The 26,994-nt window shown below is 63.0% G+C and carries 31 protein-coding genes; 11 read left to right on the plus strand and 20 right to left on the minus strand.

Translation table 11 applies throughout. The annotated features are described in order from the left end of the window. The first annotated feature begins 111 nt into the window (after positions 1-111). On the plus strand, positions 112-1,020 hold the full coding sequence (locus NKH16_RS16265) for a DMT family transporter (protein ID WP_502894997.1): 909 nt from the start codon (positions 112-114) through the stop codon (positions 1,018-1,020). Positions 1,021-1,216: 196 nt separating this feature from the next. Here the strand turns inward: NKH16_RS16265 and NKH16_RS16270 are convergent, their stop codons facing one another. Then, positions 1,217-2,071, minus strand: coding sequence for a LysR substrate-binding domain-containing protein (locus NKH16_RS16270; RefSeq protein WP_352744967.1), 855 nt, complete (start codon positions 2,069-2,071; stop codon positions 1,217-1,219). A 114-nt stretch (positions 2,072-2,185) separates the two neighbouring features. Between NKH16_RS16270 and NKH16_RS16275 the strand changes: the two genes are divergently transcribed. Both NKH16_RS16275 and NKH16_RS16280 read left to right on the plus strand, forming a co-directional pair. Continuing rightward, positions 2,186-2,593, plus strand: a complete 408-nt coding sequence (locus tag NKH16_RS16275; RefSeq protein WP_023677725.1) for a tautomerase family protein — start codon at positions 2,186-2,188, stop codon at positions 2,591-2,593. A gap of 141 nt (positions 2,594-2,734) precedes the next feature. Continuing rightward, entirely contained in the window at positions 2,735-4,957 is a 2,223-nt protein-coding gene (locus tag NKH16_RS16280) for an AMP-binding protein (protein WP_352745094.1), read from the plus strand. 121 nt (positions 4,958-5,078) lie between these two features. Here the strand turns inward: NKH16_RS16280 and NKH16_RS16285 are convergent, their stop codons facing one another. The 3 genes from NKH16_RS16285 to NKH16_RS16295 form a co-directional block, all read right to left on the minus strand. Then, entirely contained in the window at positions 5,079-5,342 is a 264-nt protein-coding gene (locus NKH16_RS16285; RefSeq protein WP_352448973.1) for a hypothetical protein, read from the minus strand. A 249-nt stretch (positions 5,343-5,591) separates the two neighbouring features. Continuing rightward, complete coding sequence (locus NKH16_RS16290) at positions 5,592-6,407, minus strand: CDP-alcohol phosphatidyltransferase family protein (RefSeq protein WP_023677728.1); 816 nt, start codon at positions 6,405-6,407, stop codon at positions 5,592-5,594. A 3-nt stretch (positions 6,408-6,410) separates the two neighbouring features. Further along, positions 6,411-7,109, minus strand: a complete 699-nt coding sequence (locus NKH16_RS16295; protein ID WP_023677729.1) for a phosphatidylserine decarboxylase — start codon at positions 7,107-7,109, stop codon at positions 6,411-6,413. A gap of 264 nt (positions 7,110-7,373) precedes the next feature. Between NKH16_RS16295 and NKH16_RS16300 the strand changes: the two genes are divergently transcribed. Further along, positions 7,374-8,240 carry an SMP-30/gluconolactonase/LRE family protein gene (locus tag NKH16_RS16300; RefSeq protein ID WP_352448974.1) on the plus strand — a complete coding sequence of 289 codons (867 nt, stop codon included), beginning with the start codon at positions 7,374-7,376 and terminating at the stop codon, positions 8,238-8,240. A gap of 5 nt (positions 8,241-8,245) precedes the next feature. Here the strand turns inward: NKH16_RS16300 and NKH16_RS16305 are convergent, their stop codons facing one another. The 4 genes from NKH16_RS16305 to NKH16_RS16320 form a co-directional block, all read right to left on the minus strand. Continuing rightward, positions 8,246-8,593 carry an antibiotic biosynthesis monooxygenase gene (locus tag NKH16_RS16305; protein ID WP_352449213.1) on the minus strand — a complete coding sequence of 116 codons (348 nt, stop codon included), beginning with the start codon at positions 8,591-8,593 and terminating at the stop codon, positions 8,246-8,248. 89 nt (positions 8,594-8,682) lie between these two features. Continuing rightward, positions 8,683-10,569, minus strand: coding sequence for an ABCB family ABC transporter ATP-binding protein/permease (locus tag NKH16_RS16310; protein WP_023677732.1), 1,887 nt, complete (start codon positions 10,567-10,569; stop codon positions 8,683-8,685). Between the two features lie 20 nt (positions 10,570-10,589). Further along, the gene (locus NKH16_RS16315; RefSeq protein ID WP_023677733.1) at positions 10,590-10,964 is read right to left on the minus strand and encodes an ArsR/SmtB family transcription factor; all 375 of its coding nucleotides are present in this window, start codon (positions 10,962-10,964) and stop codon (positions 10,590-10,592) included. A 60-nt stretch (positions 10,965-11,024) separates the two neighbouring features. Continuing rightward, positions 11,025-12,530 (minus strand): LysM peptidoglycan-binding domain-containing protein, encoded by a 1,506-nt coding sequence (locus NKH16_RS16320; protein WP_352744971.1) that lies wholly within the window; start codon positions 12,528-12,530, stop codon positions 11,025-11,027. A 114-nt stretch (positions 12,531-12,644) separates the two neighbouring features. Here NKH16_RS16320 and NKH16_RS16325 point away from each other — a divergent pair, with 114 nt between their 5' ends. Beyond that, positions 12,645-13,256, plus strand: a complete 612-nt coding sequence (locus NKH16_RS16325) for an LOG family protein (RefSeq protein ID WP_023677735.1) — start codon at positions 12,645-12,647, stop codon at positions 13,254-13,256. 101 nt (positions 13,257-13,357) lie between these two features. On the opposite strand, the gene NKH16_RS16330 is transcribed toward NKH16_RS16325, so the two are convergent. Further along, complete coding sequence (locus NKH16_RS16330; protein ID WP_352744974.1) at positions 13,358-14,263, minus strand: LysR family transcriptional regulator; 906 nt, start codon at positions 14,261-14,263, stop codon at positions 13,358-13,360. 100 nt (positions 14,264-14,363) lie between these two features. Between NKH16_RS16330 and NKH16_RS16335 the strand changes: the two genes are divergently transcribed. Then, positions 14,364-14,654: a muconolactone Delta-isomerase family protein gene (locus NKH16_RS16335; RefSeq protein WP_352448978.1), complete on the plus strand. Its 291-nt coding sequence runs from the start codon at positions 14,364-14,366 to the stop codon at positions 14,652-14,654. Positions 14,655-14,709: 55 nt separating this feature from the next. Here the strand turns inward: NKH16_RS16335 and rarD are convergent, their stop codons facing one another. The 9 genes from rarD to cysS all read right to left on the minus strand — a co-directional run bounded on the left by rarD (position 14,710) and on the right by cysS (position 21,732). Continuing rightward, a complete protein-coding gene (gene rarD, locus NKH16_RS16340; protein WP_352578948.1) occupies positions 14,710-15,642 on the minus strand; it encodes an EamA family transporter RarD in 933 nt (310 codons plus the stop codon). A gap of 150 nt (positions 15,643-15,792) precedes the next feature. Then, positions 15,793-16,005, minus strand: coding sequence for a hypothetical protein (locus tag NKH16_RS16345; RefSeq protein ID WP_352900418.1), 213 nt, complete (start codon positions 16,003-16,005; stop codon positions 15,793-15,795). Then, the gene (locus NKH16_RS16350; protein WP_352877167.1) at positions 15,989-16,225 is read right to left on the minus strand and encodes a hypothetical protein; all 237 of its coding nucleotides are present in this window, start codon (positions 16,223-16,225) and stop codon (positions 15,989-15,991) included. The genes NKH16_RS16345 and NKH16_RS16350 overlap by 17 nt, the downstream gene beginning before the upstream one ends. Positions 16,226-16,336: 111 nt before the next feature. Next, positions 16,337-17,959 (minus strand): citramalate synthase, encoded by a 1,623-nt coding sequence (gene cimA / locus NKH16_RS16355; RefSeq protein ID WP_352744984.1) that lies wholly within the window; start codon positions 17,957-17,959, stop codon positions 16,337-16,339. Beyond that, positions 17,956-18,912 (minus strand): prolyl aminopeptidase, encoded by a 957-nt coding sequence (gene pip, locus NKH16_RS16360; protein WP_352744987.1) that lies wholly within the window; start codon positions 18,910-18,912, stop codon positions 17,956-17,958. The genes cimA and pip overlap by 4 nt, the downstream gene beginning before the upstream one ends. Beyond that, positions 18,909-19,385: a GFA family protein gene (locus NKH16_RS16365; protein ID WP_352744990.1), complete on the minus strand. Its 477-nt coding sequence runs from the start codon at positions 19,383-19,385 to the stop codon at positions 18,909-18,911. The genes pip and NKH16_RS16365 overlap by 4 nt, the downstream gene beginning before the upstream one ends. Next, positions 19,382-19,873: a GFA family protein gene (locus NKH16_RS16370; RefSeq protein WP_023677742.1), complete on the minus strand. Its 492-nt coding sequence runs from the start codon at positions 19,871-19,873 to the stop codon at positions 19,382-19,384. The genes NKH16_RS16365 and NKH16_RS16370 overlap by 4 nt, the downstream gene beginning before the upstream one ends. A gap of 6 nt (positions 19,874-19,879) precedes the next feature. Further along, positions 19,880-20,266, minus strand: a complete 387-nt coding sequence (locus NKH16_RS16375) for a VOC family protein (RefSeq protein WP_352744993.1) — start codon at positions 20,264-20,266, stop codon at positions 19,880-19,882. After that, positions 20,263-21,732, minus strand: a complete 1,470-nt coding sequence (gene cysS / locus NKH16_RS16380) for a cysteine--tRNA ligase (protein ID WP_352744996.1) — start codon at positions 21,730-21,732, stop codon at positions 20,263-20,265. Before cysS ends, NKH16_RS16375 begins: the two co-directional genes overlap by 4 nt. Positions 21,733-22,144: 412 nt before the next feature. Here cysS and NKH16_RS16385 point away from each other — a divergent pair, with 412 nt between their 5' ends. Continuing rightward, complete coding sequence (locus NKH16_RS16385) at positions 22,145-22,294, plus strand: hypothetical protein (protein ID WP_023677745.1); 150 nt, start codon at positions 22,145-22,147, stop codon at positions 22,292-22,294. A gap of 56 nt (positions 22,295-22,350) precedes the next feature. Here NKH16_RS16385 and NKH16_RS16390 read toward each other — a convergent pair whose 3' ends face one another. Next, entirely contained in the window at positions 22,351-23,112 is a 762-nt protein-coding gene (locus tag NKH16_RS16390; RefSeq protein ID WP_352744999.1) for an SOS response-associated peptidase, read from the minus strand. 123 nt (positions 23,113-23,235) lie between these two features. Here NKH16_RS16390 and NKH16_RS16395 point away from each other — a divergent pair, with 123 nt between their 5' ends. The 4 genes from NKH16_RS16395 to NKH16_RS16410 all read left to right on the plus strand — a co-directional run bounded on the left by NKH16_RS16395 (position 23,236) and on the right by NKH16_RS16410 (position 25,603). Continuing rightward, positions 23,236-23,661 (plus strand): NUDIX hydrolase, encoded by a 426-nt coding sequence (locus NKH16_RS16395; protein WP_352745002.1) that lies wholly within the window; start codon positions 23,236-23,238, stop codon positions 23,659-23,661. Between the two features lie 48 nt (positions 23,662-23,709). Then, a complete protein-coding gene (locus tag NKH16_RS16400) occupies positions 23,710-24,087 on the plus strand; it encodes a TIGR02301 family protein (protein ID WP_352900424.1) in 378 nt (125 codons plus the stop codon). A 373-nt stretch (positions 24,088-24,460) separates the two neighbouring features. Beyond that, positions 24,461-24,718, plus strand: a complete 258-nt coding sequence (locus tag NKH16_RS16405) for a hypothetical protein (RefSeq protein WP_023677749.1) — start codon at positions 24,461-24,463, stop codon at positions 24,716-24,718. Positions 24,719-24,799: 81 nt separating this feature from the next. Further along, positions 24,800-25,603, plus strand: coding sequence for a hypothetical protein (locus tag NKH16_RS16410; protein WP_352745005.1), 804 nt, complete (start codon positions 24,800-24,802; stop codon positions 25,601-25,603). Positions 25,604-25,635: 32 nt separating this feature from the next. Here the strand turns inward: NKH16_RS16410 and NKH16_RS16415 are convergent, their stop codons facing one another. After that, positions 25,636-26,967, minus strand: coding sequence for a dihydroorotase (locus NKH16_RS16415; RefSeq protein ID WP_352900427.1), 1,332 nt, complete (start codon positions 26,965-26,967; stop codon positions 25,636-25,638). Positions 26,968-26,994: the final 27 nt, after the last annotated feature.

Consider the following 26,994-nt stretch of genomic DNA (forward strand, 5'->3'; position numbering starts at 1 on the left):
ACGGGTTCTTGCCGGAATCCTGTTCACCGGGGCTGCCTACCTGCTGTTTTCGATGCAGGACGCCTCAAGCTGACACTATGGTGTCAGGAAGGGGCAGCGTAGGCTGGTGAGATGACGGGATCGCTGGACATGCCATGCACAGTGGAAAGCGCCCGCGAGCGTACCCTCGGCATCATCCTGGTCTCGGCATCGGCGGCCGTCTTCGGCCTCACCGGCGTGCTGACCAAATCGATCCATGCCGACCCGCTGACCATTACCTGCTGGCGCGGCTTCGTCGGCTCGATCCTGATCAGCCTCTATGTCTTATGGCGCCGCCAGCGCTCCGGCGGTCGCGACAGCTTGCGGCTCGGCTGGCGAGGCTGGCTGCTGGCGATCGAGGGCGCGCTCGCGAGCATCGCCTTTATCTCGGCGTTCAAGTTCACCTTTGTCGCCAATGTCGCGATCATCTATGCCACGGCCCCGTTCGTCACCGCGCTGCTGGCCCTCCTGTTGGTCCGCGAGCCGTTCCGGCTGCAGACGCTTGCCGCCGCTGCTGTGTCACTATGCGGTGTGGCAATCATGGTCTGGTCCGGCTTCGGCACCGGCCATTTGTTCGGCGACGGGCTGGCGCTGCTGATGACGATCGGCAGCGCGCTCTACATGATCATGGTGCGCGCCTTCCGCGACACGCCGGTGGTGTGGGCGGGTGCGGTGTCGGCATTCCTTCTGTTCGTGCTCGGCTGGTTCGTCGCCGATCCGCTGGCTGTCTCGACCAGGGACGCTGTGCTTCTAGCCACCTTCGGCGCCTCGTTCGCGCTGGCTTCGATCCTGTGGACGGAGGGCACCCGGCTTATTCCGGCGGCCGAGTCCGGATTGCTGGGTTCAGCTGAAGTGCCATTCGCGATCCTGTTTGCCTTCCTGTTCCTGGCGGAGATCCCGCCGGCAGCCAGCATGGTCGGTGGCGCCATCGTGCTTTGCGCGGTGTTCGCTCACGCCGGCCGCGACTGGCTGATGGCCAGGCAGCGCGCAGCGGATGCATGACCAATCCTCGCCGCGTCCGAGCGCGAGTTGGTGGTCCGATCACGAGAAATCCGGTCCTGAAAATTAATTTGAAAAGTCATGGAACCATCATAGGGCTCAGGCATTATGGCTGCGACGGGCCACCCCAAGTCCCCCCAAACCCCTCGGCCCGTCCTACTCAGAAGCCGACCGCAAGGTCGGCTTTTTCTTTGCTGGCTCAATTGGCCAAGGCCAGGTTGCCGCTGAACAACGCGGCCAGATCCTGCGCCGGCCGGTCGGCATCCTCACGCAAGCGGACGGCGAATTCGGCGACCGGCACCGGCGGCAGATCAAGATCGCGCGGCGCCTCGACGATGCCGGAATGAGCGAAGCGCGCCGTCCTCAACGTCAAGGCGATGCCGGCGTGCACCGCCGTGCGCAGGCCGGCAAGGCTGGCACTGCCGGCAGCAATGCGGTAGCGACGGCCGGCCGCATCGAGTGCACTGGTCGCCGCTTCGCGAAACCCGCAATGGGGATCGAGCAGCGCCAAGGGCAGTTCGTCGTGGCGGGTGGCCAGCCCGTTCTGTGAGCAAAGCCAGATCATTGGTTCCTTGAGCACACCGACTTCGTCCCGTGTCGGCACCTGCCGCATGGCAATGGCCAGATCAAGGGTGCCGGCCTGCAAAGCCTGCGCCAGTTCGGCGGAACGGCCGACGCGCAGTTCGATCCTGACGCGCGGATGGCTGACAGCAAAAGCCCTGAGAAGCTGCGGCAAGCCGCTGTCGGCGAAATCCTGCGTGGTGCCGATGGCGACGCGCCCGTCGGCGTGCGCGCCTTTGAGGGCCAGCCACGCCTCGCGGTGCGCGGCAAGGATGCGACGCGCGTGAACGATCAGATCCTCGCCTGCCGGCGTCAGGCCGCGCCCTCGCCCCTGCGGCACCAGCAGCGGTTCGCCGACAACATCCTCCAGCCGCTGCATCTGCGCGGTCACTGCGGACGGCGAGCGACCGACGGTTGACGCGGCCCGCGCCAGGGAACCGCCATCGACGAAAGCGAGGAAAGTCTTGAGGAGGTCGGGATCGAACACCTGCATAATTCGATACTATCAAAGTGTTTATCAAAAACAATTCGATTTTTTTGATCAAAGGACGATGGCATGATTTTCTCGACGGCGAAGAGGCGCCGCTTGAAACCGAGGAGAAGAAATATGCCGATCATCAATGTCAGCGTTACCGGCAAGCCCGATGCCGCTTTGTCCGCCGCCATTGCCAAGGAAGTGACCGAACTGACGGCCACGCATCTGCGCAAGGACGCGACAATCACAGCTGTTGCCATTTCCTATCACGACCCCGAGCACTGGTTCGCCGGCGGCAAGTCGCTGGCCGAGCATGGCACGAACACGGCCTGGCTCGACATCAAGGTTGTCGACGGCACCAACACCAAGCTCGAACTGGAGGCGTATCTGCAGGCAATTTTCGCGGCATTCGGCCGGCTGCTGGGTAAGGTGCATGAGGAAAGCTACGCCCTCGTGCATGAAGTGCCTGCAGCCGCCTATGGCTTTGGCGGCAAGACGCAGGAATTCCGCTTCATCAGCGGAAGGATGAAAGCGGCGTAGCTGCGATAGGCAGCCGAGCCGAATCAAACATAGGAGAGAAGGAAAAATGGAGCCGCATTGACGTTGATCCAACTTCGGCTAGGTTCTCACCCGAAGCGGCCACTGAAGAGCCGCGACGTGAGATCGTTGGGAGATGCGGCGATGATCCTGACACTGGCGCTGCTTGCGGGTCTTGTCGCGGCCTGGCTGCTGATCGGCGTGGTGGAGAAGTTCCGCCTCGGCCTGCGGTTGAGCCAGGCGCTGCTCTACGTGCCGTTCAAGCTCGCCTACCGGATCAGCGACGAGCGCATCAAGATTGCGCGCAGGTCGGTGGCCCCGGTCATCTATGTCATCTGGCATCAGTCACGCATCGAGCCGGCGCTGATGCTGTCGCTGCTGCCGGAGGACACGCTGCACATCCTCGACCAGGCTTCGGCCAGATCGCCGTGGCTGGAGCCGTGGCGCGAGCTCGGCCGCACCATCGCCTTCAACGCCGAGCATGTCTTCGTCAGCCGCAGATTGGTGCGGGTGCTGAAGGGCAAGGGCCGGCTCGCCGTTTACCTGCCGGATGCGGTCGAGCCAGACGTCAAGTCGTTTCGGTTGTTTCGCGCCATCACCCGTATCGCCATGCAGGCCGACGCCCGTATCGTGCCGGTCTTCGTTGCCGGCGCACGCAGCCTGCCGGCCTCGCTGACGCCGGCGGACAAGGCGCCGCGCCATTGGTTTCCGCAGCTGTCGATCAGCGCGCTGGAGCCGATGACCATCGCCGAGCTGGTGGCGCGGAACCCAGATCAGGCCTCCAACACCAATGCGCTGTTTGATCGCTTCGCCGAGGCCAGGCTTTTCGGCAGTGATCTCGACCGAGGGCTGTTCCTCGCCATGCGCGATGCGGCCGACCGTGTTGGCGCTTCGCACCCAATAATCGAGGACGTCATTAGCGGTGCCCTGAGCTACCGGAAAGTGTTCATCGGCGCCAGGGTTTTGGGCCGACGGTTCGAGGCAATAACAGCGCCGGGCGAAGCGGTTGGGCTGCTCCTGCCCAACGCCAATGGCGTCGTGCTGTCGTTCGTCGGACTTTTGTCGGCTGCGCGGGTGGCAGCAATGATCAACTATACCGCCGGCCCGGCCAGCGTCACCGCCGCCATCCGCACGGCGATGATCCGAACCGTGGTCTCCTCACGCGCCTTTGTCGAAAAGGCCAACCTCGCCGACATCGTCGAGGCGGTGGAAAAGGGCGGGGCGAAACTGCTGTGGCTGGAGGATGTCCGCGCAAGCGTGACCGTGCTGGACAAGGCCGCAGCCGGCTTGCTGTGGCGCTGGCCGTTGCAGCGCCAGGACGCAGCCAAGCCGGCGGTGATCCTGTTCACCTCCGGCTCGGAAGGCACGCCCAAGGCCGTGGTGCTGTCGCACCGGAACCTTCTTGCCAATGCGATGCAGGCGGAAGCTCGCATCACCATCTCGCCGGCCGATATCCTGCTCAACGTGCTGCCGGTGTTCCACTCGTTCGGGCTGACCGGCGGCACCATCCTGCCGCTGGTCACCGGAGTAAAGCTGTTCCTCTACCCGTCACCGCTCCACTACAAACTTATTCCGGAGGTGGCGCGCAAGGTCCGGCCGACGGTGATGTTCGGCACCGACACGTTCCTCGCCAACTATGCCCGCACCGCCAAGGACGGCGATTTTTCCAGCCTGCGCTTCGTCGTGGCCGGTGCCGAGGCGGTGAAGCCGGAGACGCGCCGGGTTTACCGCGAGCGCTTCCAGGCTGAGATCATCGAAGGTTTTGGCTTGACCGAGGCCGCACCAGTGGTTGCCGTCAACACCGCCATCCACGGCCGCGACGGAACGGTCGGGCGGCTGCTGCCGGCCATGCGCATGAAACTCGAACCGGTCGAAGGCATCAGCGACGCCGGCCGGCTGTGGCTCGACGGGCCGAACCTGATGATGGGCTACATGACCGGCGACCGGCCTGGCGAGTTGCAGCCGCTCGAAGGCTGGCACGACACCGGCGATATCGTTTCGGTCGATCGCGAAGGCTTCATCACCATTCGCGGCCGCGCCAAGCGCTTCGCCAAGATAGCCGGCGAGATGGTATCGCTTGGTGCGGTCGAGATGCTGGTGCAGTCGCTGTGGCCGGAAGAGCATCACGCCGTGGTGGCAGTGCCGGACAAGCGGCGCGGCGAGCGCCTCGTTCTGGTCACCACCGCCGACAATGCCGACCCCGACGAATTGCGCGAATTCGGCAAAAAAGCCGGCGCGGCCGAACTGATGGTGCCGAACGACATCGTCAAGGTCGAGGAGATCCCTGTACTGGGCTCCGGCAAGACCGACTATGTCTCGACTAAAAAGCTGGCGCTCGAGAGGCTGGGACTGAGCGCAGCCGCCTGAGGTTTGCTGTCGAGAACTCTAAAGCGCGTCGCGTTCGACCGGCCTTGTGCGACGCGCTTTAGATTCTTGCTTTTATGCATGCCGTTATCGCAAAACCGCTGCACACTTTTGCGCGAATGCATTAGAAGACCACCACCGACAACAGCAGAATGGCGCCGACGCCCATCATCAGCAGGCCCGGCCAGTTCTGCGACAGGCCGAGAAAACGGAGCCCGCGCCGCCGCGGCTCCAGGGTCGGACCTGGTGTTGCGAGATTAGGCGTCGGACTATCCGGCGCGGTGGAGACAGCGGCCGGCTCACTAAGCCGCCCGCGCATGATGGCCGCAACCGCCATATAGACGAGGCCGGTGACAGTCAGTAACGCGCCGATGAGGATGACAGCCATTTCTCCTCGTTTTCCGATGGTTCTGCGCCCGATGCGGCAGCTTGCGCTACGTTGACGACGTATCACAAGCAGCCGCTCAAGCGGACCTACCAACACAAACGGTCTAGCCGCCCAGCAAGTTCCGAAAACGGGGTTTTTGAGGTGCGTTCCACAGCGCCGCGCGCTGTGTGAGCCGGTCCTGATTCTAAACGGACGACGCTTTTCGGAATCGTGCACTGCCAGGCGCAACGCGAACTGGCACCAAATCCGTCAGCCAATATCCGAGGACGGCACCTTCTCGCCTTCGCGCTTGGCGCGTCTCGAATAGGCCCGCACGCTGAACGGCAAGAAGACCAGATAGCCGGCAACCGAGGCCGTCAGTGTATACCAGGGATAGGTCATCAAAAGCAGGACGTAGAGGACGACTGCGAGGATGATCGGCAGCACCCTGTCGCCCGGTATCCTGACGCTCTTGCCGGAATAGACGGGCAGTCTGCTGACCAGCAGGAACGCCACCAATATTGTAAAGCCGGTGGCAATGAAGGCTGCCAGGCGGCTGGGTTCAAGCCCAAGCCTGAGGAAGAACAGATAGAGCGGCAGCATCACAAGCACCGCACCCGCCGGCGCCGGCACGCCGACGAAATATTCGGTCTGCCACTGCGGACGGTCGAGCTCTTCGTCGAGCACGTTGAAACGGGCAAGCCTCATCCCACAGGCGATTGTGAACAGCAGCGCGGCGATCCAGCCCGGCGAACCTGCCCTGTCGAGCAGAAAGGCATAGAGCACGAGCGCCGGTGCCACGCCGAAATTGACGATATCGGCCAGCGAATCCATCTGGGCGCCGAATTTGGAAGTCGCCTTCAGCATTCGCGCCAGACGGCCGTCGATACCATCGAGGAAGGCCGCGAGCAGCACCATCACCACCGCTGGCTCGAAGCGGCCCTCGAAGCCGAAGCGAATACCGGACAGTCCGGCGCAGATGGCGAGCACCGTGACCAGATTGGGCAGCACCATGCGCATCGGGATTTCGCGAATGCGCGGGCCACCGCCGCCATGCGCCTCGAATTTCTTGAACGGCGGCGCCACCGGTCAGGAGATCCGCACGAGCGGCGTTGCGGCAACGCCGCCGAATTCCGCCAGCACCGTCTCACCGCCAACCGCGGTCTGGCCGACGGCGACACGCGGCGTCGCGGTCGAGGGCAGGAATACATCGACGCGCGAGCCGAAGCGGATCAGCCCGAAACGCTCGCCGGTGCCGATGGCGCCGCCGGGCTCGGCCCAGCAGACGATGCGCCGCGCCACCAGGCCGGCGATCTGCACCGCGGCGACCGTTCCATTGGGGCTTTCGATGACCAGCCCGTTGCGCTCGTTCTCGGTGCTTGCCTTGTCGAGTTCGGCATTGAGGAATTTTCCTGGCCGATGCTCGATCCTGGAAATGCGGCCACGCACCGGAGAGCGGTTAACGTGGCAGGAAAAGACGTTCATGAATACCGAGATGCGGGTCATTTCGCCGCCGCCGAGGCCAAGCTCGCGCGGCGGCACGGCCGGGCCAACCGCCGAAACGATGCCGTCGGCCGGGCTGACAACCAACCGGTCGTCGATCGGCGTGACACGCTCGGGATCGCGGAAGAAATAGGCGCACCAGGCCGTCAGGATGAGACCGATCCAGAACAGGGTCGAGGAGAAGTAGCCAAGAAAGAGCGTCGCCGCGCCGAATGCAGCGATAAAGGGATAACCCTCGCGATGGATCGGAACGAACGCATTCTTGATCGTGTCAACGAGGCTCATGGGATGAGGGCAACCTTGGTTCCAAGTCCGGCCTCAATAGCGGAAACACCCCGCGGTCGCAACGCGACAATGAGAGCGCTCGTGGGGTGGCGGTCGCCGCCGTTTCAGGATGCCGTTAGCAGCATCCGGACTGCCGAAGCGATCAACCGGAAATGTTCATTGCGATTGTCGGAACGCAGCACTCTCGCCCGTCCTTGGCAAGACAGCGCCTCTCATCGGCCTTTCGGCCATGACGATTTGCGCAAACCCGGAGGTTCTCGGCCCATGCAGAAATCAGCAGCTAGGCAAGTGCAAGTGGTGATGAACGGCTTGGCCTTCGGCGAGTCACCGCGCTGGCACGATGGCCGGCTGTGGTTCTGCAACTGGGGCACAGGCCAGATCATCGCCGTTGACGCCCTAGGCAACAGCGAGATCGCGCTCACCGTGCCGGCCATCCTGCCCTATTCCATTGACTGGCTGCCGGACGGGCGCCTGCTTGTCGTCTCCGGCTGCGAAGGGCTGATCCTCAGGCAGGAGGCAGACGGGAGGCTGGTCACCCATGCCGATCTGAGACACCTGTCGAAGAGCCCGTGGAACGAGATCGTCGTCGATGGACGCGGCAACATCTATGTCAATGGTGGTGGGCCTGCTCCGGGTCCCGGCCAGCATTTCGGCCCCGGCGCCATCGTGCTGGTCGCGCCTGACGGCTCGGTTCAGCAGGTGGCTGAGAACCTCGCCTTCGCCAATGGCATGGCGGTGACGCCTGACAACAAGACGCTGATCGTTGCCGAGTCCCACGCCAACCGGCTGACCGCCTTCGACATCGCTGCCGATGGTGGCCTTTCCAACCGCAGGGTCTGGGCCGATCTCGGCAACGGTTTTCCCGATGGCATCTGCCTCGATGCCGAAGGTGCGGCCTGGTATGCCGACGTTCCGAACCGGCATTGCGTGCGGGTGCGCGAGGGCGGCGCGATGCTCGAAAGTGTCGATGTCGACCGCGGCTGCTTTGCCTGCATGCTCGGCGGCAGCGAGGGAAAAACGCTGTTCATCGTCGCAGCCGAATGGCGCGGCTTCGAACATATGATCAGCGATGCCCGTACCGGCCAAGTGCTCAGCGTCGACGCTACTGCGCCGGGCGCCGGCTGGCCGTAGAGAGCTTACATCCCGGGAATCCGCTGATAGTTGGCAATATCGGCCTTGACGCCAAGTCGCGAAATGGTCTCCTGAGGATTGAAGCCGATGCGCTCATGCGCAGCCTTGATGATCGGCACGACCTTGTCGACGGCGGCCTGCCCTTCCCATTCGACAATAGTCACGAGGTTGAACTCGCCCGGCCCCGAGAATTGCTCGAGCAGGAAATCCTGGACGAACCCTTGCTGCTGGCGCAGCAAATCATGCGTCATCCGGACCTTGGCAAGAATCTCCTCGCGGGCGTTGGCCGGAACGACAAACTTGTCCACCCGGAATACACTGCCGCCACTAACTGCCTGATTTATCCCATTCATATCGATTGTCTCCGTTTTTGAACGACGCATCTTGCTGCGATCCAAAACGGCCTACGATCTCAACTTAAGTTGAGGTCAAGCACGAATTTTCAGCTCACCTCCGAGGTGCGGCGGCGGACGACGACGCCGAACTCGTCGCTTTCGCGGGCAATGCGCAGCCGCTCCTCGGCCTCGCTTGCCTCGCGCTGGCGGTCCCACATCGATGCATAAAGGCCGCGCTTGGCTATCAAGGCGACATGGGTGCCGCGCTCGGCGATCTGGCCATCCTGCAGGACGATGATCTCGTCGGCCGAAATCACTGTGGACAGCCGATGGGCGATGACGAGGGTGGTGCGGCCCTGGCTGACCAGGTCGAGTGCCGCCTGGATCTCCTGCTCGGTGTGGCTGTCCAGTGCCGAGGTCGCCTCGTCGAGCATCAGGATCGGCGGTGCCTTCAAAATGGTGCGGGCAATCGCCACCCGCTGCTTCTCGCCGCCGGACAGTTTTAATCCGCGCTCGCCGACCATTGAGCGATAGCCGTCGGGCAGCCGCTCGATGAACGGTCCGATCTGGGCCAGTTCTGCCGCCTTGCGCACATCCTCCTCGCTGGCGCCGACGCGGCCGTAGCGGATGTTGTAGGCGATGGTGTCGTTGAACAGCACCGTGTCCTGCGGCACCATGCCGATGGCGGCGCGCAAGCTCTCCTGCGTCACGTCGCGAATGTCCTGGCCGTCGATCAGAATCTTGCCGCGCTGGATGTCGTAGAAGCGAAACAAAAGCCGCGAAATGGTCGACTTGCCGGCTCCGGAGGGGCCGACGATGGCCACCGTCTTGCCGGCTGGCACCTCGAAGCTGATGCCCTTCAGGATCTTGCGGTTCGGGTCGTAGGAAAAATGTACGTCGCGGAACTCGACCCTGCCGGCATCGACGACCAGCGGCTTGGCGCCCGGCCGATCAACGATCTCACGCTTGACGTCGAGCAGATCGAACATGTTTTCGATGTCGGTCAGGCCCTGGCGAATTTCGCGGTAGATCATGCCGATGAAATTCAGCGGCACCGAAAGCTGCATGAGCATGGCGTTGACGAAGACGAAATCGCCGACGCTTTGTGTGCCCGCCTTCACCTCGAGCGCCGACATCACCATGACGACGGTCATGCCGATACCGAAGATCACACCCTGGCCGAAGTTCAGCCAGCCAAGCGAGGTCCAGGTCCTGGTCGCCGCCAACTCGTAGCGCGCCGTGGACCGGTCGAACCGCTCGGCCTCCATGGCTTCGTTATTGAAATATTTGACTGTTTCGTAGTTGAGCAGCGAGTCGATCGCCTTCGTGCTGGCTTCATTGTCGCTTTCGTTCATCTCACGGCGGATCGAAATACGCCAATCGCTCGCCCTGACGGTGAACCAGACATAGAGCCAGACCGTGACCGCGATCACCAAGACGTATAGCCAGCCATAGGTGACGGCGAAGATGCCGGCGGTGAGCGCGAATTCGACGATTGTCGGCGCCGTCGCCAGCATGGTGAAGCGGACGATCGTCTCGATGCCCTTGGTGCCGCGCTCGATGACGCGCGACAGTCCGCCGGTGCGCCGTTCGAGGTGGAAGCGCAGCGACAGTTCGTGCATGTGCACGAAGGTGCGGAAGGCGAGCCGGCGCACCGCATGCTGGCCGACCCGTGCAAACAGGGCGTCGCGTAACTGGTTGAAGCCGAGCTGCACCAGCCGCACGGCATTGTAGGCGACGACCAGCATGACCGGCGCCAGCAGCAGGGCCGGCAGCGGCGGCGGCGATTTGCTATCGCCGGCCAGTGCGTCGGTCGCCCATTTGAAGAAATAGGGTCCGGCCACCAGGGTCAGCTTGGCGACAACCAGCAGTACGGTTGCCCACACCACGCGCGCCCTCAGGTCGGCGCGGTCGGCCGGCCACATATAGGGCCAGAGATTGCGCAACGTTCTGAAGGTCGAGCCGGAATCTGCGGAAACGGTTTTCTCGGCCATTCTTGTTTACCTTTATGATTTTAGCGGCCGGAGCAGCAGGAATCGACCAGCGCGGCCAGCGATGCCGAAACATCGGCGAGCGCGGCGCGGTCGAGTTCATAGCGCGAGCGCTGGCGGTCAGGCTCGAAGCGGATCAGCCCGGCCTCGACCAGGATCTTCAAATGCTGGGAAACGGTGGACTGCGCCAGGTCGAGATGCTCGACGACCTCGCGACAGCAGCAGGAACGGCTTGCGGAAAGGTGTTTGAGAATTTCGATCCGCGCTGGATGCGAAAGGGCCGCGAGCCGGACAGCGACAGCGCGGCTATCCGGCGTGCAGTTGGCCGGCGTGCAGTTGGCCGGCGCGCGTTCATCTGCCGCGCGGCTTCGGTCCGTTACGAGGGGGGATTCGGTCATCGTCCATCGGCGATAAACGATGACTGGCCCTGCCGCAAGCTATCCTGATGGGCAGAACGGCTACTCGGACTTGACTGGCGCCGTCGTCATCTGGTCGCCCATTGCCTTGAGATCGGCGGGCTCGCCTTCCTTCGATTTCTCCGGCACCTTGAACACCTGCCCCGGCCAGATTCGGTTCGGATTGCTGATCTGGTCCTGGTTGGCGAGATAGATGGTCGAGTAGCGCATGCCTTGGCCATAGACCCGCCGCGAAATCCGCCACAGCGTGTCATGGCGGCGGATGATGACTGCGCCATCGGCATGTTCGAGCTTTGGCGCCACGGTCTCGGGCGTTTCGCCCGGAGGCGTTGCGACAGCCATTTCGGCTGGGGCCTCGGTTGCAGGAGTGGGGGCAGTTGCGGGCGTTTCGGTGGCCGTTGCCGGTGCGCCTTCGGTCGCCGGAGCATTCGGCTCGGCTGGTTTTATCCCGGCAGGCTTCTGCTCGGCCGGCGCCACGGCCGCAACCGCCTCACCAGGCTCGCGCTCGAACGGCACAGCCGCACGGGCAACCACCGTCACGCCGTCGGCATCGAGCGCATCAACGTGGATGGTGTAGGTGCCGACCGGGATGTCGCGTGTCGCTTCGACCAGGAAGTGGCGGTCGGGCGAGGTCTTCGCGTCACCGAGCAGGATATCGTTGGCATACGCACGCACCTTGCGGCCGGGATCGGCGACGCCGGCAACGAAAATCTTGTTGCCGTCGATTTCGACAGCTTCGACGACGATCTTCGGCTCCGCCGCGGAAGTAGCGGGCGCTGCCGGTGTGGCGGGCGCTGCCGGAGCCGGCGCGGCTTCAACAGCGGCCGGCGCGGCAGGAGCAGACGCTGCTGGAACATCAGCCGCCGGGGCGGCTGGCGCCGGCGCTGCGGCAGCCGGCAATTCGGTGCCCGTGGCGGGTGGCTGAACGGCCGCCTGTTCGCCGACAGGCGGCGACGCGTCAGATTTCGCCTGAGGGGCCGGAACAGTGAGCAGTTCGGACGGCTTGCCCGGCTCCTCGACCATTGCCAGCACCTGGCCGGTGGAATTCTGGGGGATCGAAACGACGGCGGTCTGCGCCGAGGCGGTCACGACATTGCCAGCTGTAGAGCGCAGCGTGATCGTATAGTCGCCGGGCTTCAGCGGATCGTCGAGAATAATGGCAAAGGCGCCGTCGGGACCGGCGACCGTCGAGCCGAGCACAGCCGAACCGTTGAGAATCTCGACCTTGGCGTTGGGCGCCGCATTGCCGGCGATGACGATCGAGCCGTTGCTTTCGACGCGCACGATGTCGAAGGTCGGCACGATTGCACCTGCTGCGGCCGGCGCGGCGGGCGCTGCCGCATCGGTGGACGCGGCGGGCGCAGGCGGCAGCCGGCCCTCGGTCGCCGGAGCAGCCGGTTTCGAAGCCGGCGGCGTCAGCGCCGCGACCTCCGCAGGCCGGGTAGAATTGAGATACGGGTCGAGCGCGCCCGATACATAGGCGGTTCCCGCCGCGGCGACAGAGCCGCCAGCCGCGAACAAAAACGCCTTCAATGGATTAATTGCCATGTTTCCCTGCCCCTTAGCCACCTAATTTCGGTCTAGCCTGTTTTACCAAAGCCGACAAGAAAAAGCCCGCCCCAGGGCTTGACCATGCCAATAGTCCCTATCACCAATCATAACATGAACACGATTCGATCTGTCTGCGTCTATTGCGGCTCGTCCCCCGGCCGAGATGAGACCTATATCAAGGCCGGACACCTGCTTGGCCGCTCGATCGCCAAGTCCGGCCTGCGTCTGATTTATGGCGGCGGCACTAAAGGGATCATGGGTGCCGTCGCTGAAGGGGCATTAAAGGCCGGTGGCAAGGTAACCGGCATAATTCCACGTTTTCTGATCAACCGGGAGGCGACCGAAACCGCGCTTAACCGGCTCGACGAGCTCGTCATCACCGACAACATGCACCAGCGCAAGCACAGGATGTTTGAGAAATCCGACGCCTTTGTGGCGTTGCCCGGCGGCATCGGCACCGTCGAGGAGATCGTCGAGATCATGACTTGGGCACAGCTCGGCCATCACCGCAAGCCGATCGTCTTCGGCAACGTCGGCGGGTTCTGGGATCCGATGCTGGCGTTGCTCGACCACATGGCAACGGAGGGCTTCATCCACACAGCGCAACGTGTCAAGCCGCTGGTGGTCGAGGATCCGGAAGCAATCGTCGCCGCTATCATGGTGGCGGGATCCTCCGTCGATGCACCGACGGAGGGCGTGCAGTCGGTGATTGATAAGATGTAGAGTGAATGGTGAATGGTGAATGGTGAATGGTGAATGGTGAATGGTGAATGGTGAATGGTGAAGTAGAAGACTTTCCAAACCGGCGCCTGTCTATTCACTATTCACTCCTTCCCTACTGCCTTCCTCAAGTCTCCGATGACCGCACGCTTGTCCTGACGCCGCCAGGCGAGATGGATCGAGACGGTGCGTTCGAACCACGGCAGATCGCGAAACACGATCTGAGGCGGCGCGGCACTCCGCAGGCTGGCCTGCACCGTCGCCAGCCCAAGCCCGGCGCTGACCAAGCCCAACGACGTCAACGGATCGGTCGTCTCATAGGCTATGTCGGGCAGGAAACCGGCCTTCGCACAGGCGGCGAGAAATTGGCTGCGGTTGGTGTCGTCAGGCTGGCGCACCACCGTGATCCAGGTACGGCCGTCCAGTTGCTGCGGCAGTATCTCCGCGATTTCTGCCAATGGATCGCCTTCCGGCATCGCCAGAACCAGCGGCTCGCGCATGATGAGCATGGCGACGATGTCGGGATCATCGGCAGAAGGAGGCGTGTAGACAAGGCCCAGATCGAGCGATCGTTCGCGCAGCGCTTCGATCTGGGCGGCGGAACGCTGACCCTTCAGTTGAAGATGAAATTCGGGCCGGTCGCGGTGAAACTGGCGCAGCATCCGAGCGACAAGCCCGGCATGGACCGCACCTTCCACATAACCGATGGCGAGACGGCCGACCGTACCGCTGGCGAGATTGCGGCCGAGCTCCTCCAGCCGTCTTGCATGGGCCAGCAGCGCACGCGCCTCGGCAAGAAAAGCGCGGCCCTCGGCATTGAGATGAACACGCTGCCTCGCCCTCTCGAACAGTGCGACGCCCAGCTGCTCCTCCAGCTGAATGATCTGACGGCTGAGCGGCGACTGCGAGATGTGCAGCAATTCGGCGGCACGCCCGACGTTGCCGGTTTCGGCCACCGTGATGAAATAGCGGAGCTGGCGCAGGTCGAACATTGTTGCTTCGATGCTCAAGTCCCGTGAGGTCTCAAATTTAGCCTAATCAGTCTTGGACTGTCTGGCCAGCAGAAGCGAATATTTCCGCCATTCCAACGGCCAACATCAGGAGATTCCGATGCAGTTCTTTGCCCTTCTTGCGCGCAACACCGAAAAGTTCACCGACGCCGATTTCGCGCCGCTGCTGCCTGGCGAGGCCGAGCAGCGCCGCACGCTCTATGCCGAAGGCGCCGTGCGTCAGGTGTGGAATCGAGGCGACATTCCCGGCAGCGGCATGATGTTCGAAGCCGGCAGCGATGCCGATGTGCGCCACCATCTTGCAACTTTACCGCTGGTCAAGGCCGGCATGATGGATATTGCCGCCGTCGTGCCGCTGCAGCCATATCCCGGCTTCGGGCCGAAGCGCTGAGCGCTCGTGAAAGACGCGGCTGCCGGCATTAAGACCGGCCAGCCGCCTTTCTTCGTTACGCGGCTCGAGCTGATGCGGAAACGGTCTTGCGCGCCGAAGAAAACATCGACCAGGAGTACATCGCCAGTGCCGCCCAGATCAGCCCGAAGGCTATGGCCTGAACACTGCCGAAGGGTTCGCCGAAAATCAGCACCGCGATCAAAAAGACGATCGTCGGCGCGATATATTGCATGATGCCGATGGTGGAGAGGCGCAGCAGCCTGGCGCCGAACGCAAACAACAGCAGCGGCACGGCGGTGACCGGACCGCAGCCGATCAGCAAGGCGGTGTCGTTCAGCGAGCTGGAGACGAAATGATCCTGTCCTGTGGCGATCAGGAAGATGATGTAGCCGAGTGCCGGCACCGACAGCAGCAGCACTTCAAGCAGGAAGCCCTGGCTCGGGCCGATTGGCAGCGTCTTGCGGAAGAAGCCATAGGCGGCAAAGGAAAAGGCCAGCACCAGCGACACCCAGGGCAGTTTGCCGGCGTCGATGGTCAGCACCGCGACCGCGATTGCCGCCAGCACCACCGCCGCGATCTGCAGGCGGTCGAGCCGCTCGCCGAGGAGCAGCGCGCCGACAACGACGCTGACCAGCGGGTTGATGTAATAGCCGAGCGCGGTCTCGATGGTGCGGTCGACCGCGATCGCCCAGACATAGATGCCCCAGTTGACCGAGATCAGCGCCGCCGTCAGCACCGCCATCGAAATGATGCGCGGCGAACGAACTGCCGCTTTGAAATCGGCAGTGCGACCGGCCCAGACCAGGACAGCGGCCGCGATCGGCACCGACCAGACGATGCGGTGGGCGATAACTTCGGCCAGCGGCAGATGCGCGACAGCCTTCATGTAGAAGGGCAGCAGCCCCCAAAGCAGGTAGGCGCCGAGCGCCAGCAGGAAGCCGCGACGAGCTTTGGTGTCGGCCTCGATGTGAAGTGCTTGGGTAGCCATGGCCCAAGGCTATGCGCCAGCGGCTTGCCCAAAACCATCGCAAATTGCTGATGGATCAATGGAGTCTTGCTGATGGTTCAACACGACCGCTAAACGTCGAACAATTGCCGCTGTCTGCGAGAGTGATTGCAGGCCCGGCACGACACAGTCTCAAGGCGGAGCAGGCTTCTCCTTGAGTTCGAAAAAGACGTTGTCGGGCGAACCTTCATCGTGCCTAAAGCCCGTCAGTTCCGCCGCAAGATCGAGGGGAAGATCAAAAACAAGATCGACGTCTGTACCTTTGCTATCTTCTTCATCCTGCTTTGAAAAACACTGTTGCTTCAGCGCTTCGAAAGACGCGGGGAGATCACCCGTGACATGCAAGTCCCGCACGGTCTTTGTCGCCGCTGTGCCAGACTTTCCAGATGTTCCTTCCGTCGCGCCAGAGCTCGGCGCGCGCGAACATTACATGCTCTTCTATGTGCGCGATCACGATTTCCCGCTCTTGCGAAATCGCGGCCAGATATTGCTGAGGCGGGTTCGGAAAGCTGCAGGGATCGAGGATGATGATCGCCCAGTTCTTTTCGCTGGCATAGGCGTTCACAGGCGCTTCGAAAATCTCCGATGGATCGCCAATCTGGCGCCCGAACAACGCCGCAGCTTCCTTTATCCCGTAACCGCGAAAGCCCAGCCAGCTTATCGAAAAGCCCATTTCTTACTCCGCCGCCGCCAGGCCCGCCATGTCGCGGTTCTTCATCAGCTTATAGACGATCGAATCCATCAGCGCCTGGAAGGAAGCATCGATGATGTTTTCGGAGACGCCGACCGTCCACCAGCGCGCACCGGTGCCGTCATGCGATTCAATCAGCACGCGGGTGATCGCCTCGGTGCCGCCGTTGAGGATACGCACCTTGAAGTCGGCCAGCTCGAGATCGGCGATCTCGCTCTGGAATTTGCCGAGATCCTTGCGCAGCGCAATGTCGAGCGCGTTGACCGGGCCGTGGCCTTCGGCCACCGACATCTTCTCCTCGCCCTCCACCAGCACTTTCACGATCGCCTCCGAGACCGTCTTCAGCTGGCCGTTGGCGTCAAACCGGCGCTCGACCATGCAGCGGAACGAAGTGACGCGGAAGAATTCCGGCAGGCCGTGCAGCATCTTGCGCGCCAAAAGCTCAAAGCTGGCGTCGGCACCTTCGTAGGCATAGCCCTCGGCCTCGCGCTCCTTGACCACGGCGATCAGCGCGTCGAGGCGATGGTCGTCCCGGGGCATGTCGATGCCACGCCGTTTCAGCTCGGCCAGGAAATTGGCCTTGCCGCCCTGGTCCGAAACCATGACGCGGCGGCGGTTACCGACAGTCTCTGGCGGCACATGCTCGTAGGTCGCCGGCTCCTTGGCCAGCGCCGAGGCATGGATGCCGGCCTTGGTGGCGAAAGCGGAGGCGCCGACATAGGGCGCCTGCGCTTCGGGCGCGCGGTTCAGCAACTCGTCGAAGGCGCGGGACAGGCGCGATATACCGGTCAACGCCTCTGCCGAAATGCCTGTAGCAAAACGGCCCGAAAAGGCGGGCTTCAACGCCAATGTCGGCACGATCGAGATCAGGTTGGCGTTGCCGCAGCGCTCGCCGATTCCGTTCAGCGTGCCCTGGATCTGGCGCACGCCGGCCTCCACGGCGGCAAGCGAATTCGCCACCGCCTGGCCGGTGTCGTCATGGGCGTGGATGCCGAGATGGTCGCCCGGTATGCCGGCGGCGATCACCTTTTCGACGATGGCGCGCACCTCGGAGGGTTGCGTGCCGCCATTGGTGTCGCACAGCACCACCCAGCGCGCGCCGGCATCGTAGGCCGTCCTGGCGCAGGCCAGCGCATAATCTGGATTGGCCTTGAAGCCGTCGAAGAAATGCTCGCAGTCGACCATCGCCTCCTTGCCGGCAGTGAGCGCCGCCTCGACCGAGGCCTTGATCGCCTCGAGGTTCTCCTCATTGGTGCAGCCGAGCGCGACGCGGACATGGTAGTCCCAACTCTTGGCGACGAAGCAGATGGCGTCCGACTTCGACTGGACCAGCGCGGCAAGCCCAGGATCGTTGGAGATCGACACTCCTGCCCGTTTGGTCATGCCAAAGGCAACGAACTTGGCATCGGCCGTGCGGCGCTCGGCAAAGAAGGCGGTGTCGGTTGGATTGGCGCCGGGGTAGCCGCCCTCGACGTAGTCGATGCCGAACTCGTCGAGCAGCTTGGCGATGGCGATCTTGTCCTCGAGGGAGAAGTCGATACCCGGCGTCTGCTGACCATCGCGCAGCGTGGTGTCGAACAGATAAAGGCGCTCGCGAGCCATGGTCATTTCCCCGCAAACATGTCCGTTGCGCGGATCAGCCTGTCGAGGATGCCCGGCTCCGAATAGGCGTGGCCGGCGCCTTCGATCAGACGGAAATCCGCTTTCGGCCACGCCTTGTGCAGCGCCCAGGCGTAACGCGCCGGGCACGGCATGTCGTAGCGGCCGTGAACGATGGTACCTGGGATATCCTTAAGCTTCCATGCATCGCGCAGCAGCTGTCCCTCTTCCAGCCAGCCGGCATGGACGAAATAGTGGTTCTCGATGCGGGCGAAAGCCAGGGCATAATCATCCTGGCCGAAGGGACCGCTGGTTTCCGGTTCCGGCAGCAGCGTGATCGTCTCGCCCTCCCACAGGCTCCAGGCGCGGGCGGCCTCGACCTGCGCCACAGGATCGCTGCCGACCAGCCGTTTGCGGTAGGCGGCCATCATGTCGCCGCGCTCGGCCTCCGGGATCGGCGCCAGAAACCGCTCCCAATTGTCGGGGAACATCTCCGACACGCCAAACTGGTAGTACCATTCGAGTTCGGCGCGGGTCAGCGTGTAGATGCCGCGCACGACCAGTTCGCTGACCCGCTCGGGGTGGGTCTCGGCATAGGCCAGCGCCAGCGTCGAACCCCACGAACCGCCGAACACCAGCCATTTGTCGAAGCCGCACATTTTTCGCAGGCGCTCGATGTCGGCGACCAGGTGCCAGGTGGTGTTGGCTTCAAGCGAGGCATTGGGCGTCGATTTTCCGCAGCCGCGCTGGTCGAACAGGATGACATCGTACAGCTTCGGATCGAACAGCCGCCGGTGCTTTGGCGAAATGGTGCCGCCCGGCCCGCCGTGCAGGAAGACAGCCGGCTTGGCCCCTCTGGTGCCGGAGCGCTCCCAATAGACCTGATGGCCATCGCCAACGTCGAGCATGCCGGACTCGAAAGCCTCGATCTCGGGATAGAGGGTACGGAATTCGCTGCTCATAATTTCAGGCCCTGCTGCGGCCAGTTGGCCGTCTCGTGATCGGGATGCTGGAAGGAGATGATGGATTCCTGTCGCGCGTAGAAATCCGGGTCGTCATGGATCGGCGCGTCGAAGATCGTCTCGACCCAAGGCAGCCTGGCGGCGTAGTTAACCTGGATCTGCGGCGCCAGATCGGAACGGTCGTCGAAGGCGCCGATGGCGATCTCCAGCGCGCCGGGCTGGCGGTAGGTCAGCGGTGTGCCGCAGCGGGCGCAGAAGCCGCGATCGATGTTGACCGACGACTGAAAGTAACTCGGCTCCTCGCGCACCCATTCGACCCCGTCGCTCGGCACTGTCACCAGCGCGCCGAAAAACGACCCGAACTGTTTCTGGCACATGCGGCAATGACAAATGGACGGGCGGCCGAGCGCCCCGTGGATGCGAAAGCGCACGGCGCCGCACTGGCAGCCGCCGGTACGAATGGTTTCGGTCATGATTTTTCCTCCGGCGGCCATTGTTCGGTGTCGTGGTCGGGATGTTGGTAGGAGACGAGATCGGCGAGATAGGAGGCCGACGAGACGTCGGCCATCGTTTCCTCACCTGGCAATTCGTGGACGTGATCCACGTACGGGAGCTTGGCTTCGACACCCCATTGGATGGTCGGGGCGATCTCCTCGGGGTGGTCGAATGTGGCGATGGCGAGGGCCACCCCGTCGGGCGCTTCGAAGGTCAGCGGCGTGCCGCATTCGGCGCAGAAACCGCGCAAAGCCGCGTTGGACGAGCGGAAGCGTTTGGGCTCACCGCGCGTCCAGTCCAGCCTTGCGCCGCGCACCGAGACCAGCGGCAGGTAGAAATTGCCGCTCGCCTTCTGGCACATGCGGCAATGGCAGACGGAAGCATCGCCGAGCGCTCCTTCGACGCGAAAGCGCACCGCGCCGCACTGGCAGCCGCCTGTATAGACCGGTCTGTTGTCGAGGCTCATCGCGCACTACTCCGGCGCATGGCAAACCGCCTCGACATTGTTGCCGTCGGGATCGAAAACAAAGGCGCCATAATAGTTCGGATGGTAGTGCGGGCGCAGGCCCGGCCCGCCATTGTCCTTGCCGCCGGCGGCAATCGCCGCGGCGTGAAAGGCATCGACCTCGGCGCGGCTGCGAGCGGTGAAGGCGACATGCTGATGATCCTTCGGCTTGTCCTTGCCGGCATGCAGCCAAAACACCGGCCGGTCGCGGCCGTAGCCGCCGACCTTGGCGCCGCCGGTAAATTCCTGCGGCACCATGTAAAGCAGCGAGGCGCCGAGCGGCGCTATCGCCCTGTCGTAAAAAGCCTTCGACGCGTCGAAATCCGAAACGGTGATGCCGAGATGATCGATCATCTTTTTACCTCCCAGGTGGTGATGCGTTCGCCGGTGACGGGGTCCTTGCCGTCCTTCAACTGGATGCCTTGCGTCAGCAACTCGTCGCGGATGCGGTCGGCCTCGGCCCAGTTCTTGGCGGCGATCAGCGCGAGGCGTTTGGCGATCGCCTTGGCAATGGCGTCTTCATCCACCTTGGCTGTTGCGATGTCGAAGCCGAGGAACAGAAGCGATGCCTTCAGTGAAGCGGCAGCATCGTTGTCTTCGGCGGCTGCGTTGCCGCTACCTGCGTTGAAATCAACAGCATCACCAGCCAACTGCGTCAGCAACTGGAATGCGGCATAGGTGGCAAGGTCATCCGACAGCGCTTCGATCACATCCGCCGGCACCGGCTTTGCCGTCGGCGGCGCCAGATCGGCCGCCCGCTTCCATTTGCGCAGCGTATTCTCCGCCTCTTCCAGCTTGCGCACGGAAAAGTCGATCGGCTCGCGATAGTGCGTCATCAGCATCGCCAGCCTGAGCACCTCGCCCGGCCATTTGCGGCCGCCAAAGGTATCCGTCTCCAGCAATTCGGTGATCGAATAGAAATTGCCCAGGCTCTTGGACATCTTCTGGCCCTCGACCTGCAGGAAACCGTTGTGCATCCAAATCTTGGCCATCGTTTCGGTGCCGTGGGCGCAACGCGATTGCGCGATCTCGTTCTCGTGGTGCGGAAAGATCAGGTCGATACCACCGCCATGGATGTCGAACACCTCGCCGAGATAGGCGGCCGACATCGCCGAGCACTCGATGTGCCAACCGGGCCGACCCCTGCCCCACGGGCTGTCCCAGCCCGGTTCCTCGGGCGAAGACAATTTCCACAGCACGAAATCCTGCGGCTTCTTCTTGTGCTCATCGACGGCGACGCGGGCGCCGGCCTGCTGCTCATCGAGATTGCGCTTCGACAACTGCCCATAATCCGGCATGGAAGCGGTGTCGAACAAGACTTCTCCAGCCGCGACATAGGCATGGCCGCGTTCGATCAAGCGTTGAATCAAGAAGATCATGTCGACCTTGCCGTCGGGCCTGGGCTCGACGAACTCGGTGGCGCGCGGCTCGACCGTCGGTTCCAGGCAACCGAGCGCCGCAACGTCCTTGTGGAACTGACCGGCGGTCTTTTCGGTGACCCGCCTGATCGCTTCGTTCAGCGACAGCTTGCCCGATGCAATTTCGCCGCCGAAATCGCGCAGCGCGCGGGCGTTGATCTTGTCGTCGACATCCGTAATGTTGCGGACGTAAGTGACGTGCGCTTGCCCGTAGAGATGGCGCAGCAAACGGAACAGCACGTCGAAGACGATCACCGGCCGCGCATTGCCGATATGGGCGAAGTCGTAGACCGTCGGGCCGCAGACATACATGCGCACGTTGCGCGGATCGATCGGGAAGAAATCCTCCTTGCTCCGCGTTAGCGTGTTGTAGAGGCGCAGGCTCTTCGATGCGTCAGACATACGTGCGTTCCCGGTGCGTTACTTTGGCATGACCTTTTGGGATCGTGCCTGGATGGAGTCGGTTACGCCGAGGCGCGAATCGGCTCCAGCCTGCTGGCCGGGGCGTTTGTCCAATCTGGGAGGAGATGAGGCGAAAACGTCCAGGACCAGCGCGAGGCTAGCCAATAATGCAAATGCCACAAATGGCGAAAGACGTTCTCATGGCCGGCTTTATCGCCTTGCCCGGTGTTGCCGTCAAGTCGCTACCTTCGCCAAAAATATCGTTGGCTCACAGGAATTGAGCCACTGAAACATTTTATTAAACAGGTCGGCACTGTGATGAAACATTCGCCGGCTAGATCAGCAAGCGTCACGATTTGGTCGGATTCGGCCAGCAAACGCAGACACGACGACGTTACCAGGGAAGAGAACAATGCCTAAGCAAGAATCCAACCGCGCCAAGCAACCGGCGCTCGCCAGCCATTACCGGGCGATCGGCCCGGCAGCAATCGTCGCAGCTCTTCTGCACACCGCGAAGAAGAAGAAGCCGGCGCAAAAAATCGTTTCGCCGCGCGCTGCCTGAGAATGCCGTCGGGAAAGATTGAGGCGCTCACGGCGAACCAGTAATAGTAGCTTTTGCTAAAATAAACTCATCTGACTGTCGTTCGCGCCGGACTTCTGGCGCTTGACCTTGTCGGGCTCAGGCTCGACGACGCCCTTCTCCTGAATCTCCGGCCCGGTATTGGCGACCTTGTTGACGAGGTCGGAAATCGGGATCGCTTCGAAGAAATCGGGCTGGGCGGGTCTCAGCAGATCGGCCACGTCGCGCGGCTCGAGCGTGCGGCAATCCAGCCAGCGCGCGAAATCTTCGGGATGGATCACCACCGGCATGCGGTCGTGGATATGGGCAGTGTCGGCATTGGCGTGGGCGGTCAGAATGGCGCCGGTGTCCATTTCCGAGCCGCCCGGCTCGGCATAGGTCTCAATCAGCCCGGCGAAGGCGACAAGCCCGCCACGCCTTGGCCGCACCCAATAGGGCTGCCCTCTTCTGCCACCGGTTTGGTGCCATTCGTAGAATCCCGTAGCCGGTACTAGGGCGCGGCGATGGCGCATGGCAGCGCGAAACGACGCCTTTTCCGAAGCCCCCTCAGAACGCGCGTTGAACAGCAGCGGGAAGTTACGCGTATCCTTGACCCAGGCCGGGATCAAGCCCCAGCGCACCAGCATCGAGCGGCGGTCGGGCAGGTTCGAGCCCGGCGCCTGCGGCAATCCGGCGAGCGCCATCAGCACCGGCTGCGTCGGCGCGATGTTGTAGCGGGCCGGAAACTCCTCAAGTTCCGCCAGGCTGAGAAAGGCGGCGGTCTGGTCCGGAGTGGCCGTCAAAGCAAAGCGTCCGCACATGAATTCAGCTCTCGAATTGGTGGCATGTGAAAGTGGCCATGGAACCCGCCTTTCGCAACCGCTAAAGCTGTTCGCCGACGGCCGGTCCACAACGGGCTATGCCAATCGAGCGATCCGAAGCCCATGGAAGCACGCAAGATCATTCCGGCAGTCTCGGTCTGCGTCGTGCGCGAGAACACGGTGCTGCTGGTCAAGCGGGCCAGGCCGCCCTCGCAAGGCCTCCATGCCTTTCCCGGCGGCAAGGTCGAAGCCGGCGAGACGCTGGAACAGGCAGCACGGCGCGAATTGCTGGAAGAGACCGGATTGCAGGCGCGCAGCTACCGGCCGCTGCGGGAAATCCACATCGACGGCAGCGGCGACGGGCATCCGGTCGACTACTGGCTGACGGTGTTTGGGGCCAATTATGCTGGCGGCGAGGCGGTGGCCAGCGACGACGCCGAAACCGCGGCTTTCTATACGCTGGCCGAAATGACAGCGATGCCGCTCGCCGATGCGGTGTTTGAAATTGCCGACGATCTACTCGGTCCCAACAAAGACGGCGAGACCTGAGCCAGAGAATCGCCTTGCAGGCGACAAATTGTTTCAGCACAAGGACTCATGAACCGCACGTCTTCGTTTCTCGCCGCATGCCTCGCCGTCAGTGTGGTTGTCGGTGCGCGCCCGGCGATTGCCGCCGAAGCACCGTTCGAGCCCGGGCTGATGCGGCTGGCGGAAGTGCTCGGCTCGCTGCATTTCCTGCGTAATCTGTGTGGCGAGAAGGGCGATCGGTGGCGAGCCGAGATGGAAAAACTGATCGCATCGGAAAATCCGAACCCGGAGCGGCGCGCCCGCTTCATCGCCAGCTTCAACCGCGGCTACCGGTCGTTCGGCGGTACTTATACGCAATGCACCGCCTCGGCCACGGAAGCCATCAGCCGCTACATGAAGGAAGGCGAGACGCTGTCTCGCGACATCGCTTCGCGCTACGGAAACTGACGACGGCAGCTGCCGTTCCGGCAAACCGGCATCAACCGCGGCGCTGTGGGCGGCGGACGCGTTCGACACTTCTCCGCTTGCCTCGGGTGAGGTCTTGGTGCAAACCTGATGTTGCACTTTTGCAACTATGTTAACGAAACGTTAGCGCGCGAATGTGAAATTAACTCAAACTGAAGGTTTCCGTCCCCTTGGCCGGCCTAATCGGCTAAGTTTGAAACGGATCGGACGCAGGTTTGCTGGACGCGACGGAATTTGTAGAAGACGACCAAAAAAATGTCGTATTTACAAATACTTACTGCGCCTGCGTGTAAAAGGGACAACTCAAGCTTGATCCCTGTCCAACGGATCACCGCTTGAAAGGGTGGAAATCGCAATGGAACATGGCGTCAACGACATCGACGCGCTGGTCAGGGAAGAAAAGCGCCTGACCGCCGTGGAAAGCCACAGCGAAGCCTGGGCAGAAGGATTGTCGGCCGGGATCGAGCCGGAAATCATCGCCGAGGCAGCCCTCGAAACGGCATTCGGCGAAATGCTGCGCACCAATGGCGAGACCTCGGCGCTTGCCCTGCTCGATCGCATGCGTGAAAAGGTGATTGCCGGGGCCTTCGAGCCCGAAAGACTGCGGCACTGACCCCGGTTCTTTGACGACGGCGCGCCGCCGGACATCATGTCCGGGCACATGGACGGGCCTGGAACCAGGGAGTAGCAGGCGGTGAATTTTTCGATATCAGGCAAGCCGCACGGCCTGGTCCTCAGCATTTGGCTCACCGCTTCCTGCGCCATGATTCCTTCTGCACTGTTTCTTGCGAGCAGTCCCGCTCACGCCCTCAGCGAGATCAAGCGCGAAGACCTTCCCTCACCGGTCACGCCGCCACCCGACGGTGACATGTCGCCGCCCGGAAGTACCGTGCCGATGCCCGGCCCGCTCGGCACGACGCCACCACCGGCCAGCCAGCCGACGCCATCCGACGAGCCGGAACAAACCGAACCGAAAGGGCCGGCCAATGATGGCGGCGTGGCCAATCCGCATGTCGATCCCGACGCGCCTGTGCCCGAAGTCGTCTACGACCTCGCCAAGTTGCCGGAACCGGTCAGGCGCATGCACGATCTGATAGTCGAGGCGTGCAAAAGCGGCGACATCGAAAAGCTTCGGCCGCTGATCGGCACGGGAGACACGATGACCCAATTGTCGCTGGGCGACATGGAGGGCGACCCGATCGCCTTCCTGAAGGGCCTTTCGGGCGATACGGAAGGCCAGGAGATCCTCGCCATCCTGGAAGAAGTGCTCAGTGCCGGTTTTGTCCATGTCGATGCCGGCACGCCGCAGGATCTCTATGTCTGGCCCTATTTCTTCGCCCTGCCGCTGGACAAGCTCGACGCCAGACAACGGGTCGAGCTGTTCAAGATCGTCACCGCCAGCGACTATGACGACATGAAGCAGTTCGGTGCCTACATTTTCTACCGCGTCGGCATCACGCCGACCGGACAATGGACGTTCTTCGTCGCCGGCGATTAAGTGGCTAAGCATGGTCTCTTGGAGACAGGAGCTTAGCCCGCCAACGCCTCGGAAAACTCCACCGCCCTACCCTGGCCCGGCGTGACGATCTCGCCTTCCCACATCACGCGCCGGCCGCGCACGATGGTGCCGACCGGCCAGCCGGTCACCTGCCTGCCGTCATAAGGCGTCCAGCCGGCCTTGGAGCCTTGCTGGGCGTTGGCGATGGTCTCGCGGCGCTTCAGATCGACGATGGTCAGATCGGCATCGTAGCCGGCGGCAATGCGGCCTTTCCTGGCGATGCCGAATATGCGTTGCGGGCCGTGGCTGGTCAGATCGACAAAGCGCTGCAACGTCAGCCGGCCGGCGTTGACATGATCCAACATGATCGGCACCAAAGTCTGCACCCCGGTCATGCCGGACGGCGATGCCGGATAAGGCTTTGCCTTCTCGGCCAGCGTGTGCGGCGCATGGTCGGAGCCGAGCACATCAACGATGCCTTGCGCAACGCCGTACCAGACCCCGTCGCGATGGCGCGTGGCGCGCACCGGCGGGTTCATCTGGATCAGGGTGCCCAACTGCGCATAGTCATCGGCGCTCAGCGTCAGATGATGCGGCGTCGCCTCGCAAGTCGCGACATCCTTATGCTGTTCGAGGAAGCCTATCTCCTCGGCGGTCGAGATGTGCAGCACATGGATCCGGGCGCGGACCTGGCGCGCGATTCGCACAAGGCGCTCGGTGCAGCGCAACGCAGCGATCTCGTCGCGCCACACCGGATGTGAGGACGGATCGCCCGCGATGCGCTCGCCAAGCCGCTCGCGCAGCCGGAACTCGTCCTCGGAGTGAAAGGCGGAGCGGCGGCGTGTGTTCCTCAGGATCGAGGCAACGCCTTCGTCGTCCTCGACCAGCAGGTCGCCGGTGGACGAGCCCATGAAAACTTTTATGCCGGCCGCACCAGGCAGCCGCTCGAGATCGCCAGCGTCTTTTGCATTGTCGCGGGTCCCGCCGACCCAGAAGGCAAAGTCGCAATGCATGCGGCCGGTGGCACGCCGCACCTTGTCGGCAAGGGTTGCCTCACTGGTGGTCAGCGGATTGGTGTTCGGCATCTCGAAGACGGCGGTGACGCCGCCGAGCACCGCTGCCCGCGAGCCCGTCTCCAGATCTTCCTTGTGCTCCAGGCCCGGCTCGCGGAAATGCACCTGGCTGTCGACGACGCCCGGCAGGATGTGCAGCCCACGGCAGTCGATCGTCTCACCGGCCGACGCCTCGCGGAGGTCGCCGATGGCAGCGATGCGCCCACCATTGATGCCGACGTCGCGAAAACCCTGGCCGTCGTGATTGACCACGGTGCCGCCTGTCAGGATGAGATCGTAGATGGGGGCCATACGGATCCGGTCTCTTGCGGGGGAAGT

The organism is Mesorhizobium sp. M1307, assembly GCF_040318155.1.
GTDB lineage: Bacteria > Pseudomonadota > Alphaproteobacteria > Rhizobiales > Rhizobiaceae > Mesorhizobium.